The sequence below is a fragment of the Pelomonas aquatica genome, assembly GCF_026712205.1.
GTDB lineage: Bacteria > Pseudomonadota > Gammaproteobacteria > Burkholderiales > Burkholderiaceae_C > Pelomonas > Pelomonas aquatica.
In genome coordinates this window covers 1-18,286 of sequence record NZ_JAPPUW010000039.1, presented here as the reverse complement: position 1 = coordinate 18,286, position 18,286 = coordinate 1, and the positions used below count along the sequence as shown (strand labels likewise).

Here is an 18,286-nt window from a genome sequence, read left to right as displayed (position 1 = left end):
GCGAGGCCCCGCCCGCGCCGCCGCCGGCCCGGGCCGAGGCGGCGCCCGCACCGCCCGGCGCGCCGCCGTTTCCCTACCAGTTCGTGGGCCGCATGACCGACCCGCTTCCCCGCGCCGTGCTGAACAGCGTGCAGCGCAGCGCCGTGGTCGCCGCGGGCGATGTCGTGGACGGCCAGTGGCGCGTCGACGCCGTCGAGGCCGGCGGCCTGCGCCTGACCTATCTGCCGCTGGGCCTGGCCCAGTTCATCCCCTTTGCCAGACCCTCCGCATGAGCCGCGTTCCCGTCATTGCCCTGGTCCTGCTGCTGGCCGCCTGCGCCAGCCATCCTGCGCTGCGCGAAGCCGAGGTGCTGGCCCGCCAGGGCGAACACGAGAGCGCCTGGCGGCTGCTGCGCGATGCCGCGGCCGCATCGCCGCTGGACGCTGCGCTGCGCAGCGCAAGCCAGCGCGAGGCCGAGCTGGGCCTGCTCGGCCTGGCCGCGCAGGCCGAGAACGCCCGCGCGGCTGGCCGGCTGGAGGTCGCCGCCGACCTGCTGCACCGCATGGAAGCCATCGACGCGCTCGCGCCGCGCACCCGGGCGCTGCAACTCGCGCTGAGCCGCGCCCGCAGCCACGAGGCCCTGCTCGCCCAGGCCGAGCGCCAACTGCAGGCCGGCCAGCGGGATGCCGCGCGGGAAACGGTCGCCCAGGTGCTGGTCGAAGACCCCGGCCAGCCGCACGCGCAGGCGCTTCAGCAAAAGCTGCGTCGCCCGTCGGCGCCGCCGCTGGTGCCGCCCACACTCGCGGCCACCTACCAGAAGCCCGTGAGCCTGGAGTTCCGCGACGCACCGCTGCGCACCGTCTTCGAAGCCCTGAGCCGGGGGGCCGGCATCAACTTCGTGTTCGACAAGGACGTGAAGGCCGATGCCCGCATCAGCGTCTTCCTGAAGGACGTCAGCGTCGACGAAGCCATGCGCGTCGTGCTCAGTACCCAGCAGCTGGACCGCAAGCTACTGAACGACAACTCGGTGCTGATCTACCCCAACACGCAGCAGAAGCAGCGCGAGCACCAGGAGCTGGTCACGCGCAGCTTCTACCTGAACAACGCCGACGTGAAGCAGGCCCAGGCCCTGGTGCGCATGATGGCCAAGACGCGCGACATCTTCATCGACGAGCGGCTGAACCTGCTGGTGGCGCGCGACACGCCCGAGGTCATCGCGATGATCGAGCAGCTCGTCGCCGGCCTGGACCTGGCCGAGCCCGAGGTCATGCTCGACGTGGAGGTGCTGGAGCTGGGCACCGACCGCAGCGCCGAGGCCGGCCTGAACTGGGCCACCGACGCGACCTATGGCAGCACCGACACCGCGGCCATGGTGCCCTGGAGCTCGCGCGGCAGCTTCCGCACGCTGGTGGCCAACCCGGTCGTCGCCGCGCGGCTCAAGGGCGGCTCGGGCGCGAGCAACCTGCTGGCCAATCCCAAGCTGCGCGCGCGCAACAAGGAGAAGGCCAAGATCCAGATCGGCGACCGCGTGCCCGTGTTCACGAGCACGTCGACGGCCAATGTCGGCGTGTCCACGGCCGTGACCTATATCGACGTCGGCATCAAGCTGGAGGTGGAGCCCACCGTGCAGCTGGACAACGACGTCGTCATGAAGGTCAACCTCGAGGTCAGCAGCCTGGGCGTGAAGGAAAGCTCCGGCGGCTCGCAGCCCACCAGCGCCTACCGCATCGGCACGCGCAACGCGTCCACGTCGCTGCGGCTGCGCGACGGCGAGACCCAGGTGCTGGGCGGCCTCATCAACGACGAGGACCGCAAGACCATCGCCGGCGTGCCCTATGTGTCCGAGACGCCGCTGCTCGGCCGCCTCTTCGGCGTGCACGGCGACAGCCGCAAGAAGACCGAGATCGTGCTGCTGATCACGCCGCATGTGCTGCGCAACATCAGCCTGCCGGACGCGGGCCAGACCCTGCTGGCCTCGGGCTTCGACGCCAACCCCGGTGCCGAAGGCCTGCGGCTGCGGGCCTCGCATGGCAATGCAGCGCCGGCGCTGACCGACGCCGCGCCGGCAAGCGCCCGACCGTTGCCCCCGGCAATCGCCAGGGCCCAGGCGGCTCGCGCCCTGGCGGCAGCGCAGGCGCAAGCGCAGGTACCGACACAGGTCGAGACCCCGACGGCGCCCGACGAAGCCATGGTCGAGCTGCAGCTCGTCGACAGCGTCGTGGCGGGACAGAACCTGACGGTCACGCTGGCCAATCGCTCCAGGGCCGCGGTGTCCGGCAAGATGATCTATGACGCGACCCTGTTCCTGCAGGCCGACGTCGCGGAGGCGCAAGCCGGCAGCGGCATCGCCGAGGTGGAACTGGGCCCGCAGGCCCAGCAGGCGGTCATCTTGCGCGCCCGACCCGATACCGCGGGGCGGTCCGGCTCACTCCAGTTCGTCATCACCAAGGCCACGGGCCCCAACGGCGAGGCGCTCAGCGTGCGGGTGGAAGGCGGATCCCGTGTCGAGGTGCACTGACCGGGGCTTCACCCTCGTCGAGATGCTGGCGGTGGTCACCATCGTCGGCATCCTGGCCGCGGCCGCGCAGCCGCTGGCCGTCTGGGTGCACAAGCGCCAGCGCGAGGCCGAGCTGCACCAGGCGCTGCGCACGCTGCGCGGCGCGCTGGACGCCTACCGGCAGGCCGCGAAGGACGGCCGCATCACGCTGAAGGCCGACGACAGCGGCTACCCGCCCGATCTCGACAGCCTCGTGCGCGGCGTGCCCGACGCCAAGGACGCACAGCAACGCAAGCGCATCTACTTCCTGCGCCGCCTGCCGCGCGACCCGCTGGCCGACCCGGCCCTGCCCGCGGCGCAGACCTGGGGCCTGCGCAGCTACGACAGCCCGCCGGAGTCGCCGGCACCGGGGCGCGACGTGTTCGACGTGCACTCGCGCTCCGAAGGCATCGCGCTCGACGGCTCGCACTACCGGGACTGGTGATGGCGCAGGCCCGCGGTTTCACCCTCATCGAGCTGATCGTCGTGATGGCCATCGTCGCGCTGCTCGCCGGCATCGCGGCGCCGCGCTACTTCAACGCCGTGGACCGCGCCAAGGCCAACAGCCTGCGCTCGTCGCTCGGCGTCATGCGCGATGCGCTGGACAAGTACGCGGCCGACAAGGGGCACTACCCGGACACCCTTGAACAGCTCGTGCAGGAGCGCTATCTGCGCCAGCTGCCCGAGGACCCGCTGACCGGCAGCGCCACGAGCTGGGTCACGCAGCCGCCGCCGGCCGAGGCCGAGATCGGCGGCCAGGTCGGCGACGTGCACAGCGGCGCCGCCGGCCGCGCGCCCGATGGGAGCCAGTATGCGGACTGGTGAAATGATGCCCCCACGTCGGCGAGTACGCCTCCTGCCCCCCGAGGTGGCGTGCGCGCCTTGGGGCGGCCCGGCGGCGCGCAGCCGCGGCTTCACCTACCTCTGGCTGCTGTTCGCGCTGGCCCTCGGCGGCGTCGCGCTCGCGGCCCTGGGCGAGCAGGAGCAGACGCGCCAGCGCCGCGAGCGCGAGGCCGAGCTGCGCTGGCGCGGCGAGGCCATTGCCGCCGCCCTGGCCAGCTATGCCGAGCACACGCCGGTCGGCCATCTGCCGCTGCCGCAAAGCCTGGACGAGCTGCTGGCCGACCGGCGCTTTCCCAGGCCGCAGCGGCATCTGCGCCAGCTCTATGCCGACCCCTTCACCGGCAAGCCCGACTGGGAGCTGGTGCTCGGCCAGGCGGCCGTGGCCGCCGATGTCGAAAGCAAGGGCAGGAGCGCCGCGAAACCGCTGACGGGCAGCGGCATCGTCGGCCTGCGCAGCAGCTCGACGCGCCGCCTGCTCGCGACGGCCGGCGGCCACCCGACCGCGCATGACTGGGTTTTTGTTGCGCCAGCCCCCTTGGCCCCCCCCCAACCGGAGTAGTCCGCATGAGCCGAACGGCTCATGCGGACGCCGGACCTTCAACTCACGGTCATCCGCCCTTCCTAGAGTTTCAGCCTTGTGTATCCACCACGAAGTTTTGTTCATCCGCCCCGCGACCCGCCCCTCACCGCTCAAGCGCATCCCATGACCCAGAACGACGCCCCGGCCGCGACGACGAGTTCCAGCGACCCTGTCGAAGCCATCGTGCGCGCGGCCGAATCCGCGCTGAACGTGCGCCGCCGCTACCAGTTCTTCGTCTGGACGCAGAGCTATCTGGGCCGGCTGATCCCGCACCAGCTCGCCGTCTGCGGCAGCTACGACCGCAGCGCCCGCGAGCTGCTGTTCGACGTCTTCAACAGCTTCGGCCTGGAGCCCGCGCTGATGGACGCCCTCGGCGACGCACGCAGCCTGCTGATGCGCCATCTGCAGGTCTGCTGGCTGGAGGCCCGCTGCCGGCCGACCGTCGTCACGACGGCCGAGCTGTCCCTCGCCTCCCTCGGCACGGTGCGCGAGGCGCTGCTGGCGGCGCAGTTCGAGAAGATCCTCGTGCACGGCGTGTCGCGCCCCCAGCGCCCCCAGGAGATCGAGAGCTTCTTCGCCTTCGCCGCCCAGGACGGCGCCGCGCTGGCGGCGCACGCCGCGCGGCTGGAGCTGCTGATCCCGCATGTGCACGGCGCCTGGCAGCGCGTGCAGGCCGTGGAGCGCGACATCGGCAACGGCGGCGCAGCGCTGCCGGCGCCGATCAAGGTCGGCGGCGTCACGCAGCGCGAGCGCGAGATCCTCAGCTGGCTGCGCGAAGGCAAGAGCAACCAGCAGATCGCCGACCAGCTCGGCATCAGCGCGCTGACGGTGAAGAACCATGTGCAGAAGATCCTGCGCAAGCTGGGCGCCGCCAACCGCGCCCAGGCCGTGGCGCAGGCGATGTCGCTGCAATTGCTGGAGCAGCTGCCCGCCGCGCCGGCTGCGCCACGCCGCCGCGACCTGCCCCTAAGCTGATTCACAACCCAAGGGTTTGTACGGGGGCCGTCCGGACTACGAACGGAATCACGGCCTGGGGCGCATGTCACCGGCCGCCAGAAGAATGCCGACCATCGGATCCTCGGATCCCTGCTCTTTGACAGCGGGTCTTCCTGACCCAGGCGCCCAAGGCCACCGCCGATCGCGAGGTAGCGATCCAGGGGAGGCAGCCAGGCGTGACGGCGCCCAGCCCACGAGGCCGGCGCCCCCACCTACCTTCCTTGGAGTAATTCACATGAAACTCAAGTCCCTCGCCGCCGCGGCCCTCGCCGTCGCCGCCGCCTCGCAAGCCCACGCCGATATCGTCGTCTCCGTCCAGGGTATGTCCGAACTCTTCTTCGTTCTCGGCAACGACAAGGGTTCCTTCCTGCTGGACACCGGCGTCACCGTCAACGCCCTGAAGAGCGCCAGCTTCACGTCCTACGTCCAGAACGTGACGAACCTGGCCGGCTTCTCCAGCTATGTCGCCAGCACCACCCAGCCCACGCTGTGGGGCCTGGCCGTTTACGACGGCGCCGGCACCGCGAACTACAACCAGCTTGACCTGATCTCCACGTTTTCGTCCACGGCGGCCACGCCCGTTGGCATCAACAACAACACGTTCAAGAACGGCACGTTTGGCATCACCGGCTCGGTCGCCCTGTCGGCCAACAACACCGGCACCCACCTCACGATGGCCAATGGCAGCAGCTACAACGCTGTCGGCACCGCCGGCTACTTCGGCTCGAGCTTCTGGAACCTGGGCCAAAGCTCCGGCGTTCAAGTCGGCAACGCGGTGGGTACTTCCTCGGTGCTGATTGAGCGCACGGGCACCACGAGCACCGCCCTCAGCCAAACGGCCGTCTCCACGCTGACGGGTTACAGCGCCTCGTTCGACGGCGCGACCGTGACGGTCCAGGGCCCGGTCGCCGCCGTTCCCGAGCCGAGCAGCTACGCGATGCTGGCCGCCGGCCTCGCCGCCGTCGGTTTCGTCGTTCGCCGCCGCCGCGCCTGACGACCTCCCGTTGCCGTGCATGCCCGGCGGCGATCACCGCCGGGCATGGCACAAACCGCCCGGACGCGGCACAGCCGCGCCGGTCGGGCCCTTCACGTCCATTCCTCTGAGAGCCCACACATGAAACTCAAGCTCATCGCCATGGCCGCCCTCGCGGCCGCCGGGTCCGCCCACGCCCTTTCGCCCGCGGCCATCGACACGGCCCGCGCCAACGGCACCCTGAAGGAAATCCGGCTGACCGGCTCTTCCGCCTACCGCCTGGCCATCGCCGGCCACATCCAGACGATCTGCAACGCCGGCACGATCGACGTCTTCTTCTCGGGCGCCAACCTGATCGCCAGCGGCGACGGCGCCGGCTCGGGCGCCCGCGCCTACTCTTGCACCCTGAACCAGGTGATCGGCAACTACGCCGTCGGCACGCCCATCCTGATCCACAAGCGTGACTCCGGCGGCTCGATCATCGGCGTCGCCAACGTCGCCACCAACGACGCCACGACGGTCATGATGAAGGTCAGCGCGGCCTCGTGCTCGGCCCCCGTCGCCTACACCAACATCACCACGGCCACGTCGACCTGCACGACGACCGAGCAGGTGGCACCCGACGCCGGCTTCTCCGACCTCGAGCCGGCCATTCTGAACCAGGCGCCCAACCTGATCGACAACACGCTGGGCAACCCGCTCAGCGGCTCCAAGCCGCCGGTCAACATCAGCACGCTGACCGTTTCGCCCTATTGGCAAGCCATCTTCGGCGTGGTCGTGAACCTCAAGGCCTACCGTGCGCTGCAGGCGGCCCAGGGCCTGACGCAGGACGACACCGATGCCAACCGCCCCTCGCTGTCCAAGACCTGGATCCGCAACGCGATGACCGGCGCGGTCGACACGACCGCAGGCGGCCTGCAGGGCTGGGGCCTGGTGCTCGGCGGCGCCGCCGGCAACGGCAAGACCGTGAACATCTGCCGCCGCGACCCGGGATCCGGCACCCAGGCCACCGCCCAGATCACCTTCCTGAACAGCCCCTGCAGCAACGCGTACGCCCTGACTGCCCTGCGCCAGGCCAATGCGACGAAGCCGGCTCCCGACGCCAACACCGGCGGCGCCCTCGCGATCGAAAACTCGTCGACCGGCGATGTGCTGGCTTGCCTGACGGCTGCCGACAACAACGCCAGCACCGCCTACGCCTTCGGCATCGTCAGCCACGAGAACGTCGAGACGGGCAATCTGTGGCGCTTCGTGAGGCTGGACGGCGCTCTGCCGAATCGCTACTCGACCACCCCCGCCCCGGGCGGCGCCGTGAACACCTTCTACGACTTCGTCGGCGAAGGCACGATGCAGTGGAACACCGCCAAGATGAACCTCGCGGCCAACGCCGACCTGCTGGCCGCCCTGCGCAACCTTGCGACCAAGTCCAACACGCCGGACGCGATCGCAGCGCTGCCCGTCACGTCCAAGGCCAATTCGCCTGAAGGCGTGATGGCCAGCCCGCTGGTGTGGAGCACCCTCGTCACCACCGGCCAGTGGAGCTCGCTGCCGGCGGCCCAGCAGCCGTACGCCTCGCGCCTGCTGCACGCCGCTCAGAACGGCGCCGTGAGCGACAGCTGCTCGGCCTACGTCCTCTACTAAGCCTGCGCGTTTCCGGGGCAGGTGCATGTCACCTGCCTCCGAAAGCACGCCGATGCCCCGGGCGCAGCAGTCGCCCGGGCTTTTTTGCTCGATGCCTATCCGTTGCGCACAAAGGCATGCGCGGTGAGCAGCGGATAGGCCTCTGTTTCGGACCCGTGGCGCCACGAGCGCCCTCTTCCTTTTCCGCCAACCCGCATCGAAGAAAGATGCCCGTGAGGAACATCTATGAACTCCCTTGAACCCAAGACAAACCGGCGCCTCGGGAGCCGCGCCGGCACAGCGGTCGCCGGTCTCTTGTGCCTGGGGCTCGCGCCGCAGGCTGCGCTGGCCGGCATCGACATGGGCACGAATCCGGAGCTGTTCCTGACCCTGTTGGACCAGACCACGGCCCAGATGGCCTACACGCTTGACCTCAATGTCAAGGCCGCAGACTTCTTCATCAATGCCCAACAGGACACCGGCAGCTATCTCTTCTTCACGCTGGACCCCGGCAAGGACGCCGCGCTGCAGACCTTCGTGGGTGCGGCCGGAGTGAACCTCGCCACCACTCGCTGGGCCGTGACCGGAATCACCTTTGTCCCCAGCGACCCCAATGGGAAAGTGCTGTACAGCACGCTGACGAACAACAACGTCGTCGCAACCCAGACCGCCAGTTACGACAAGCTGTCCGGGATGAACAACAACACGTTTCGACAGGGTTCAGTCTTACAAAACTATGTCACCGCGCTGAACACCGCGGATCCTGCGCTCGGCACCATCCAGATGTCGACGCTGAACGCAGGCACGCCATTCGGCAGCAGCCTCGCCACGATCGCCAACGGCAAGGTCTACCCCAACAAAGCAGCCGGCTTCACCACGGCCGACCTAGCCGGCGACGGCGACTGCGTCTTCAACGGTAACGTTTGTATTGGCAACCCGGTCGGCGTTTCCTCGTGGTTCTATCAGACGAAGGTGGGCGGCGGCACCAGTCTCAGCAAAGTTGCGGTGGACGAGTTCGACAACCTCACCAACGACGGCTACTGGGGCTTCATCAAGGACCCCAACTCCAGCAAATACATCCTGAGCTACACGCTGCCCGGCTCCAGCCCCAGGAGCCTGGTCAGCACCGACGCGGGCCGCGCGCGGCTGTCGATCACCGACTACAGCGCCAGCGCCGGACCTACGCGCCTGCTCAGCATCGCCGACACCGCCAGCGTGAGCGCCGTGCCCGAGCCGCAGACCTGGGGCCTGATGGCCCTGGGCGGCCTGCTGGTGGCCGCGCGCGTGCGCCGCGAGCGCCGCCGCGCCTAGGCCGCCCATCCCGGGGGTGCGTAGTCCGTTCGGACTAGGCCGCCCCGCCGCGCTTCATCGCAGCTTCGCCGCGGCTCGCGACACTGAAATCCACTCATCCGGGAGCCGGCCCCTTGCGCAAGGGGCCGGGTAGTTTTTTGACGCCCCTTGTTTTCCGCCCCCGTCCTCACGCCTCATGCCGCCGCCTGGCCGCCGCCGCGCTGGCCAGCCTGGCCTGGGCATGCGCGGGCCAGGCCCTGGCGCAGCAGGCCGCCGCCGCGCCGCGCTTCGACATCCTGGAGTTCGAGGTGGAGGGCAATACCGTGCTGAGCGCCGTCGCCGTCGAGCGCGCGGTGATGCCCTTCATGGGCCCGCAGCGCAACGTGGACGACGCCGAAGCGGCCCGCACGGCGCTGGAGAAGGCCTACCAGAGCGCCGGCTACCTGAGCGTGTTCGTGGACCTGCCCGAACAGCGGGTGGACAGCGGCGTGGTGAGGCTGAAGGTGATCGAGGGCCGCGTCGACAGGCTGGCCGTGACGGGCTCGCGCTATTTCGACCAGGGCCGCATCCGCGAGCGCGTGGCCGAGCTCGCCCCAGGCAAGGTGCCCAATTTCAACGAGGTGCAGAAGCAGCTCGCCACGGTCAACACCACGGAGGACCACCAGGTCCAGCCCATCCTGCGTCCGGGCCGGCTGCCCGGCACGGTGGAGGCCGAGCTGCAGGTGAAGGACAGGCTGCCGCTGTCGGGCTCGTTCGAGGTCAGCAACGCCAACAGCGCCAACACCACCGCCGAGCGCGCCACCGCCAGCATCCGCTACGACAACCTCTGGCAGCTCGGCCACAGCATCGGCCTGACGCTGACGACCGCGCCCACCGAGCCATCGCAGACGACGGTGTCGGTGCTGAGCTACGGCGTGCCGCTGGACGGCGGCAACAGCCTCAGCGCCTACGCGGTGCATTCCAACAGCAACGTCAATGCGCTCGGCGGCACGCAGGTGCTGGGCAACGGCAACACGCTGGGCCTGCGCTACGGCATCAACCTCGGCGCGACCGAGCGCAGCGTGCAGAGCGCCAGCCTCGGATTCGACTACCGCGACGTGCGGCAACAGATCAAGCTCGGCGACTCCGGCATCAGCAAGCCGCTGCGCTACCTGCCCCTGCAGGCCGGCTACACGGCCAACTGGTTCAACCCGGGCCGCCAGGGGCAGTTCACGCTGGCGCTGACCGTCGGCCTGAAGCCCCTGCTGGCCCGCCGCATCGGCGGCTGCGAGCTGGAGGACGGCAGCATCGGCGTGGACGACCAGTTCCGCTGCTCGCGCAAGGGCGCGGACGGCGGCTTCTCGACGCTGCGCTTCGACCTGCGCCACACCGAGGTCTTCGCCGACTTCAGCGTGGCGGGCCGGCTGGGCGGGCAGATCGCGTCGCAGCCCCTCACCAGCGCCGAGCAGTTCGTGCTCGGCGGTGCCGACAGCGTGCGCGGCTACCACGAGAGCGCCGCCGTGGGCGACCACGGGCTGCTCGCATCGCTGGAGCTGCGCAGCGCCAACTTCGCGTCCTGGCTGCAGAGGCATCACCCGGGCGATGCCTTCAAGGACCTCGGCGAGCTCAGCGTGCTGGCCTTCGTCGACGCCGGCGAGCTCCAGACCCTCAACCCCGCTCCCGGCCAGAACCTGCGCCAGCCCCTGCTGGGCAGCGGCGTGGGCGTGCGCTTCGCGAGCCGCAGCGGGGTCACGCTCGATCTCCAGGTCGCCGATGCCCACCGGGCCATCGCCGGCGCCCCCAAACCGGGCCGCCGCGCGCATGCGCGCATGGCCGTGAAGTTCTGACCATGGCCCGCCACGACAACCACCCGCTGCCTCCGCTGACTCCCGCGCCGCGACCCCGCACGGCCGCCGTGCGCGCCACGCCGCCGTGGCCGCATGCCGGTCACGGCATATTGCAGCCGCTGGTGGTGGCGCTGGCAATCGCCATGCCCCTGCACGTGCTGGCCCAAACCAAGCCGCCCGTGTATGCGGTGCCGGAACTGCCGAAGAACATGGGCTGGCGCATCTACGGCAACGGCGGCAGTGCGCCCGTCATCACGCCCAACACGCGCGGCGGTCAGGACATGACCGTGCAGCAGGCCAGCCAGCGCGCGATCTACAACTGGGCCAGCTTCAACATCGGCGAGGCCAGCTCGGTCACCTTCGACATGGCGCAGTCGGGGTCGAGCGCGCTCAACCGCATCCACGACCTCAACCCGAGCTACATCTACGGCAGCCTGAAGGCCACCAACGGCGGCGAGATCGTCCTCTACAACCGCAACGGCATCCTGTTCGGCGGCGGCGCCCAGGTCAACGTGGGCAGCCTCATCGCGACGACGCTGAGCCCGCGCGACGAAGACTTCAAGAACGGCTTCTCGGCCAATGTGCTCGGCGGCGACCCGGCCTTCTCCTACCGCTACGACGCCGAAAATTCGGCGGGCCTGTTCTCGAGCAGCTTCGTGCGGGTCGACGCCGGCGCGCAGCTCACCAGCGCCGAGGGCGGGCGCATCTTCCTGTTCGCCCAGAAGGTGACCAACAACGCCGGCACCATCACCTCGCCGGGCGGCCAGGTGGTGCTGGGCGCGGGCGCCGAGGCCTATCTGCGCCTGCCCACGGGCGATTCGCTGTATGCCTCCGAGGTCAACGCCAACGTGCCGTCGGTGCGCGGCCTGCTGGTGGACCTGGGCCGGGCGGACCTCGGCCAGGCCGGCGACGGCAGGGTCGAAAACCTGGCCGGCGCCAACCCGGCGGCCGGCGTGTACTCGCCGCGCGGCAACGTCACGCTGGTCGGCATGGCCGTCAACCAGTCGGGCCGCGTCAGCGCCACCACCAGCGTGTCGCAGAACGGCTCGATCCTGCTGCTGGCCCAGGGCGGCACCTCCAACGCCGGCATCGGCAGCGGCAGCCCCAGCTACAAGCGCGCCCAGCTGAACGGCGATCTCCTGCTCGGCAGCGGCAGCCGCACGGAGATCCTCCCCGACAACAACGGCGCCGACGGCAAGCCGCTGACCTCGGACGACAACTCCACCTTCGTCACGTCGAGGCTGCAGCTCAACGGCGCCAACATCACGCTCGCGGCCAATGCGCAGGTGCTGGCACCGGGCGCACAGGCGTCGATACGCGCGACCGCCAAGCCGATTTACGACGCGGCCCCCGGCAAGCGCGACCCGTTCCAGCCCGACGCAGGGCGCGTGCTGATCGGCTCCGGCGCGAGCATCGACCTGTCGGGCACCACCGACACCGCCCTCAGCGCCGGCCGCTTCTTCGTCACCACCGAGCTGCTGGGCAGCAACGACCTGGCCGATGCGCCGCTGCAGAAGAGCGGCCTGCTCTACCGCAACAAGGTCACGCTGGACGTGCGCGGCAGCTCGCCCATCCTCGGCAGCCTGGGCGGCTACCGCAGCGCGCTGCAACGCAGCGCCGGCGAGCGGCTGTCGGCGGGCGGCGCGCTCAGCCTGCTGGCCGGCGAGGCCGTGCTGATGGCCAACGACGCGTCCGTGGACGTGTCGGGCGGCCGCGTCAGCTACACCGATGCCGTCGTCAACCCCACCGTGCTGACGGCCAGCACCGGCAAGACCTACAGCCTCAACGACGCGCCCAGGGACCTGCTCTACACGGGCATCGCCAACGCCTTCAGCAACACCAACGGCTGGCAGCGCAACGGCGCTTCGGTGGGCTTCGGCATGCGCGCGCCGGGCCGGGTCGAGGCCGGCTACGTGGCCGGCAGCGCCGGCGGTTCGCTCTTCGTGCTGGCACCCAACGTCGTGCTCGGCGGCAACCTGCTGGGCAGCACCACCGCCGGCCTGCGCCAGACCAACGGGGTCGATGCGCTCGCAGCGCCGACCCGGCTGGAGCTGGGCACGAATTTCCACGGCGGGTTTGCATTCGGCGATCTCGCCTACCTCGGGGCCGTGCTGGGTTCGCTGAACATCACGGCGAAGCCGGTATCGCTGAGCGGCCCCACCTGGGACGGCCTGTTCGCCTCCGCGACCGCGCCGGCCCCCGCCAACGGCTGGCAGTCGGCCCTGTCGGCGGCACAGCTTGAGGCCAGCGGCTTCGGCAACATCGTCATCAGCACGGTGAAAGACCTGACGCTGACGCTGCAGGATCCCGGGCAGCCCGTCGGGCAGCTCACATTGCCCAGGCTCGGCAGCCTGACGCTGAATTCGCAGACTGGCCAGGTCGTGCTGGGCAGCTCCGTGCGCCTGCCCGGCGGCAGCCTGACGGCGCAGACGCTGCTGACCGGCGACGTGACGGTCGCGAGCGGCGTGACGCTCGACGCCTCGGGTGCCTGGGTCAACGCCCAGATCGACGGCGCCGGTTCCGGCGCGGGCACGGCGGGCGGCAGCATCACGCTCAATTCGCAGCGCAGCGTGTTCGCGGCGCCCGGCACCGTCCTCGACGTGTCGGGCGGCGCCCTCGTGGACACCGGCGGCACGGTGCGCGGCGGCAACGGCGGCAGCATCGGCCTGAGCGCCGGCCTGGCCGGCATCAGCGCCGGCGACACGCTGGACCAGACGGCACTGCGCCACCTCGACATCGCCGGGATCGGCCTGCGCGGCTACTCGACCACCCGCGGCGGCAGCGTCAGCCTGACGACGCCCTACATCGACATCGGCAGCTTCCCGACCGGCCTGTCCGTCAATGCCGCCGACGCGGCCGCGATGCCGGACGGCCTCAGGCTCCCGACCGATTTCTTCAGCACGGGCGGCTTCTCCAAGTTCACGCTGGATGGCCGGCGCGCGCTGGCCGTCGAAGCGGGCGCGACCATCGCACCCAGTGCCGCCCTCTGGCTGCAGGGGGCTGCAAGCGCCCGCATGCCGAGCGGCACGCTGGCCGGCAAGGCCTTCGGCGGCGGCACCGGCCTGCCCGGCAACCAGCTGCCGCAGGCCGTCAGCCTGGACCTGCGCTCCAGCGGCCTCGGCGTCGACCTGGCCGAGGGCAATCTCGGCGTCGCCGCGGGCAGCCGCTTCGACCTGCGGCCCACGGCCAGCCTCGCGCTGTCGGCCGCCACCAGCCTCTACTTCGACGGCCAGGCCCGTGCGCCGGGCGGCCGGATCGCGTTGACCGCCGGCACCGTGGGCAACAGCAACACCCTGGTGCCCCAGTTCCTCTGGCTCGGTGCCGACAGCCGCCTGGACGTGGCCGGCACCCTGCTGCGCACGCCCGGCAGCGACGGGCTGCTGCGCGGGCGCGTGCTCGATGGCGGCTCGGTCAGCCTGTCCATCGCCAACACCCTGCGCTCCAGCCTGATCTGGCAGGCCGGCGGCGTCATCGACGCCAGCGGCAGTGCCGGCCTGCTCGACGTGTCGCTGCTGGGCCCGAGCGGCAGCGTGACGCAGCGGCAGACGGTCAGCAGCGCCGGCGGCAGCATCAGCTTCAGCGGCAACGGGCAGATGCTGCTGGAAGGCCGGCTGCTGGCCGCCGGCGGCGGCGGGTCGAGCGCGGGTGGCCAGGTCAACGTGGCGCTGCAGAGCGGCCTCGCCAGCCTCGTGGGCATCGCCACGCCGATCGAGCTCGCGCTCACCAGCGCCCCGACGCAGGTCACGGCCACGCTGGATCCGACCCAGCTCCCCAACGCGCAGAACCTGGCGCCGCGCGCGTCGATCTCGGCCGCCCAGATCGCGGCGTCGGGCGCCGCCGACCTGGGCCTCTCGGCACAGGACGGCCTCTTCGTCGAGAGCGGCGTCAACCTCGCGCTGCCGCGCCTGCTCGGCATCGACGCCCCCGCGCTGCGCCTGGACGGCGCGGGTTCGGCCACGCTGGCCGCCCCCCAGTTGCAGTGGGGTTTCGCGCAGAAGGCCGCCCTCGACAACAGCGGCCATCCGCGATTGGCCAACGCCAGCGGAGGCAGCGCGCAACTGCAGCTCCAGGCGACCAACCTGGTGCTCGGCGAACGCGTCGTCACGCAGGGCATCGGCACGCTGGGCCTGAGCGCCGGCCAGGACCTGCGCCTGCAGGCGGGCGTGCTGGACGCCCAGCAGGCGCTCACCGGCGCGCTGGTCACGCAGGCGGACACGACGATCAGCGCGGCCCAGCTCTATCCGGCCTCGGACACCCGCTTCACCATCGACGCCAGCGGCCACGGCCTGACGCTGAATGGTGCGGCCACGTCGGCAACGCCCGATGCGCCGCCGAGCGCCGGCGGCTCGCTCAATCTGCTCGCCGGCACCATCGATGTCTCCGGCACCGTGCGCGCGCCGGCCGGCAGCATCGCCCTGACGGCCAGCACCGCCATCCGCGAGCACGGCGGCGCCTCGATCTCCGTCAGCTCGGCGGGCCAGACCCTGATCTACGGGCAGTCGGCGAGCGGGAAGTGGTTCTCGCCGCAGCAGGTGGGCGGCAACGGCAGTTCGCTGGCCACGCCGCCGGCGAAAAACATCAGCCTCACCGCGCCGACGGTGGACCTGCAGACCGGCAGCAGCATCGACCTGCGCGGCGGCGGCCAGCTGCTGGCCTGGCAATTCATCCCCGGCCCCGGCGGTTCGACGGACGCCTTCACCGGCAGCGACGGCGGCTTCGCGCTGGTGCCCGGCCAGCGCCTGCAGGGCGCGTTCGACTTCACGCTCAAGGGCGCGGCGCCGGCCCTCGGCAAGCAGCTCGTCATCGGGTCGGGTGGCCCCATTCCCGCCGGCAGCTACACGCTGCTGCCGGCGCGCTACGCCATCCTCGACGGCGCCTATCTGGTGCGCCCCGTGTCCGGCGGCACGCCGCTGGGCCTCGGCACCGCGCTGACCCAGCCGGATGGCAGCGTCTACGTCGGCGCGCTGCTGGCCGATGCCGGCACGTCGCTGCGCGGCGCGCTGCCCGGCACCTGGTCGGTGCAGACCTCGGCCCAGGCCCTGAAGCGCTCCGAGATCCGCACCACGACGCTGGACGGCTTCTTCAGCGCCGCAGCCCGGCGCGACGGCGTTCCCATTCCCGCGCTCAGCACGGATGCCGGCCGGCTGGTCGTCGGCAGCCAGTCGCTCAATCTCGGGCTCACCCTCCAGGGCGCGCCGGGCACGACGGCCCAGCCCTCCGGCGATGCGCTGCCCGGGCGCGGCTCGCAGGTCTACCTCGCCGCCTCGGCCATCCAGGTGGGCGGCAGCGCAGCGGACGCGTCGACGCTGCGGGTCGACCCGGCCCAGCTCAACGGCCTGGGCGCCAACCTGCTCGTGCTGGGCGCGACGCCCGGCGCCGCGGCGGCCGATGCGGCCGGGCTCGGCGTCGCGGCCAGCAGCCTCACGGTGGCCGCCGGCACGCATCTCCAGGCCAACGATCTCGTGCTGGCCGCGACGACGACGCTGCAGCTCGGCGACGGCGTGCAGCTGCAGGCCAAGCCCGACGCCTCCAGGCTGGGCGCCACGTCGGTCGGCGATCTGCGCATCACCGGCGACGGCGCCGCGCTGCGCCTGTCCAGCCGGCCCGACGTGGCCTTGCTGCGCAGCCCCGCGCCGACCGGCGCCGCGCAACTGCTGCTCGGGCAGAACCTCCAGCTGGATGCCGGTACCGGCGCGCTCACGCTCGACAGCTCCGGCACGGCCAGGGCGGGCGGCGGCCTGGCCGTCAACGCGGCCGAGACGACGCTGGGCGCCCAGCGCCTGGCCGTGGGCGCCGCACGCGATGCGACGAGCTGGCTGATCGACCCCGGCTGGTTCGCCAGCCTCGGCGCCGGCAGCAGCCTGACGCTGCGCGGCTACGGCTCCATCGACTTCGGCGCCGGCAGCACGCTGGGCAACGCGAGCCTGCGCGACCTCGGCCTCGACAGCCCGCTGCTGCGGGCCCCGGGCAGCGGCAACGCGACGCTGGTCGCGACCAACATCGGCCTGGGCAACAGCAGCGGATTGCAGCCGACCGCGAGCCCGGCGGCATCGCTGCCTGCCGGCACCCTGTCCGTCGCCGCTTCGGGCCGGCTGACGGTCGCCTCGGGCAGCCAGCGCACGGAGGCCGCGACCACCCAATGGCAGGCCGGCTCCCTGCTGCGCTTCGACGGCGCCAGCAGCACCGGCTTCAGCGGCGCGCTGGCGGTCACGGCGCCGCTCATCGGCAGCGGCCCGGCGGCCGATGCCAGCCTGGCGGTGGGTAGCCGCTTCAGCGTCGCCGGGGCCACCGCCACCGGCGATGCCGCCGCCACGCTCAAGCCGTCGGGACGCCTGCAGGTCAGCGCCAGCGACATCGTGCAGGGCGGCGTGATCGACTTCGCGGCGGGCAGCGTGCAGCTCACCGCGACCACCGGCGACCTCGTGCTCGGCACCGGCTCGCGCGTGTCGGTGCGCGGCACGACCATGAAGCTCGGCGACGCCGCCGTCGACCTTCCCGCCGGCTCGCTGACGATGCAGAGCAGCAGCGGCTCGGTCACGCTGAGCGCCGGCACGGTCGTCGACCTGTCGGGCGCGGGCCAGGGCGACGCGGGCCGGCTCATGATCTCCGCGCCGCTGGGGCGCATCACCACCGCCGGCGACCTGCGCGGAACGGCCGCCGCGGGCGCCCGCAGCGCCAGCCTCGCGCTCGACAGCGCCGCGGCCACCGACCTCGGCCTGCTCGCCGCGCAACTCAAGGCCGGCGGCGCCCACAACAACTTCGGCAACTCGCTCTACATCCGCAACCGCCAGGGCGACCAGCAGGTCAGCGCCGACACCACGCTGGCCGCGCAACAGATCACGCTGGTCAGCGACCAGGGATCCCTGCAGGTGGCGGGCATCCTCGACACCCGCGCCGGCGCCGCGGGCCGCCTGACCCTGGCCGCCGGGGGCGACCTGACCCTGCTGCCCGGCGCCCAACTGCGGGCCAGCGCGGACGCTGAAGGCCACGGCGGCAGCGCCGAGCTGAGCAGCACGTCGGGACTGTTGAGCCTGCTGCCGACCTCGGTGATCGACCTCGGTCGCGGCCCGGCCGGCAATGCCGCCGGCGGTGTGCTGACCCTGCGCGCCGCACGGACCGGCCTGGCGAGCGACGGCAGCGGCGCCGGCAATGACGTGCGCATCGCGCCCGTCGGGTCCGACCTGTTCGGCATCGGATTCGTCGACGTGCAAGCCGTCAAGGTCTACGGCGGCGTCAGCCAGATCGTGGCCGGCGCCACGCCCACGCCGGCCCCCACGGCAGCCCCGACGCCCGCGCCCACACCGGCCCCCACGGCAGCGCCGACGCCTGCGCCCACACAGGCACCGACCGCAGCCCCGACACCCGCCCCCACACCGGCCCCCACGGCATCGCCGACACCCGCCCCCACACCGGCCCCCACGGCATCGCCGACGCCCGCGCCCACGCCGGACCCCACGGCCGCACCAACCCCTGCCCCCACGCCAGCGCCCACGGCCGCGCCAACGCCCGCGCCCACCGCACCGTCGGCCGGCAACGGCAACAACACCACGCGCACGACGCTGCCACCCCCTCCGCCCGTCGCCGCGCCGGTACCTACGTCGACGCCCACGCCGGCCCCCACGGCCGCGCCGACACCCGCGCCC

The 18,286-nt window shown here is 71.7% G+C and carries 10 protein-coding genes and 1 pseudogene; all 11 read left to right on the top strand.

The window, feature by feature from the left end; all coding sequences use genetic code 11:
- A pseudogene (locus NYP07_RS23460) lies at positions 1-272 on the top strand (hypothetical protein); the annotation flags it as partial.
- Positions 269-2,497 carry a secretin N-terminal domain-containing protein gene (locus tag NYP07_RS23455; protein ID WP_268154555.1) on the top strand — a complete coding sequence of 743 codons (2,229 nt, stop codon included), beginning with the start codon at positions 269-271 and terminating at the stop codon, positions 2,495-2,497. The pseudogene NYP07_RS23460 and the gene NYP07_RS23455, both read left to right, overlap by 4 nt.
- Entirely contained in the window at positions 2,481-2,960 is a 480-nt protein-coding gene (locus NYP07_RS23450; RefSeq protein ID WP_268154553.1) for a type II secretion system protein, read from the top strand. Before NYP07_RS23455 ends, NYP07_RS23450 begins: the two co-directional genes overlap by 17 nt.
- A complete protein-coding gene (locus NYP07_RS23445) occupies positions 2,960-3,340 on the top strand; it encodes a type II secretion system protein (protein WP_268154551.1) in 381 nt (126 codons plus the stop codon). Before NYP07_RS23450 ends, NYP07_RS23445 begins: the two co-directional genes overlap by 1 nt.
- A gap of 43 nt (positions 3,341-3,383) precedes the next feature.
- Positions 3,384-3,917: a type II secretion system protein gene (locus tag NYP07_RS23440; RefSeq protein ID WP_268154549.1), complete on the top strand. Its 534-nt coding sequence runs from the start codon at positions 3,384-3,386 to the stop codon at positions 3,915-3,917.
- Positions 3,918-4,061: 144 nt separating this feature from the next.
- Positions 4,062-4,913 (top strand): helix-turn-helix transcriptional regulator, encoded by an 852-nt coding sequence (locus tag NYP07_RS23435; protein ID WP_268154547.1) that lies wholly within the window; start codon positions 4,062-4,064, stop codon positions 4,911-4,913.
- A gap of 256 nt (positions 4,914-5,169) precedes the next feature.
- Positions 5,170-5,928: a PEP-CTERM sorting domain-containing protein gene (locus tag NYP07_RS23430; RefSeq protein WP_268154545.1), complete on the top strand. Its 759-nt coding sequence runs from the start codon at positions 5,170-5,172 to the stop codon at positions 5,926-5,928.
- A 120-nt stretch (positions 5,929-6,048) separates the two neighbouring features.
- The gene (locus tag NYP07_RS23425) at positions 6,049-7,548 is read left to right on the top strand and encodes a hypothetical protein (RefSeq protein WP_268154543.1); all 1,500 of its coding nucleotides are present in this window, start codon (positions 6,049-6,051) and stop codon (positions 7,546-7,548) included.
- A gap of 225 nt (positions 7,549-7,773) precedes the next feature.
- Positions 7,774-8,838, top strand: coding sequence for a PEP-CTERM sorting domain-containing protein (locus NYP07_RS23420; RefSeq protein ID WP_268154541.1), 1,065 nt, complete (start codon positions 7,774-7,776; stop codon positions 8,836-8,838).
- A 137-nt stretch (positions 8,839-8,975) separates the two neighbouring features.
- Entirely contained in the window at positions 8,976-10,643 is a 1,668-nt protein-coding gene (locus NYP07_RS23415; protein ID WP_268154539.1) for a ShlB/FhaC/HecB family hemolysin secretion/activation protein, read from the top strand.
- Positions 10,644-10,645: 2 nt separating this feature from the next.
- On the top strand, positions 10,646-18,286 hold a 7,641-nt coding region (locus tag NYP07_RS23410), incomplete at its 3' end, for a filamentous hemagglutinin N-terminal domain-containing protein (protein ID WP_268154537.1).

Bases quoted from the DNA above. Each gene is read 5' to 3' on its own strand.
- NYP07_RS23425 (WP_268154543.1), top strand. From the start codon at position 6,049: ATGAAACTCAAGCTCATCGCCATGGCCGCCCTCGCGGCCGCCGGGTCC.
- NYP07_RS23435 (WP_268154547.1), top strand. From the start codon at position 4,062: ATGACCCAGAACGACGCCCCGGCCGCGACGACGAGTTCCAGCGACCCT.
- NYP07_RS23445 (WP_268154551.1), top strand. From the start codon at position 2,960: ATGGCGCAGGCCCGCGGTTTCACCCTCATCGAGCTGATCGTCGTGATG.
- NYP07_RS23430 (WP_268154545.1), top strand. From the start codon at position 5,170: ATGAAACTCAAGTCCCTCGCCGCCGCGGCCCTCGCCGTCGCCGCCGCC.
- NYP07_RS23420 (WP_268154541.1), top strand. From the start codon at position 7,774: ATGAACTCCCTTGAACCCAAGACAAACCGGCGCCTCGGGAGCCGCGCC.
- NYP07_RS23455 (WP_268154555.1), top strand. From the start codon at position 269: ATGAGCCGCGTTCCCGTCATTGCCCTGGTCCTGCTGCTGGCCGCCTGC.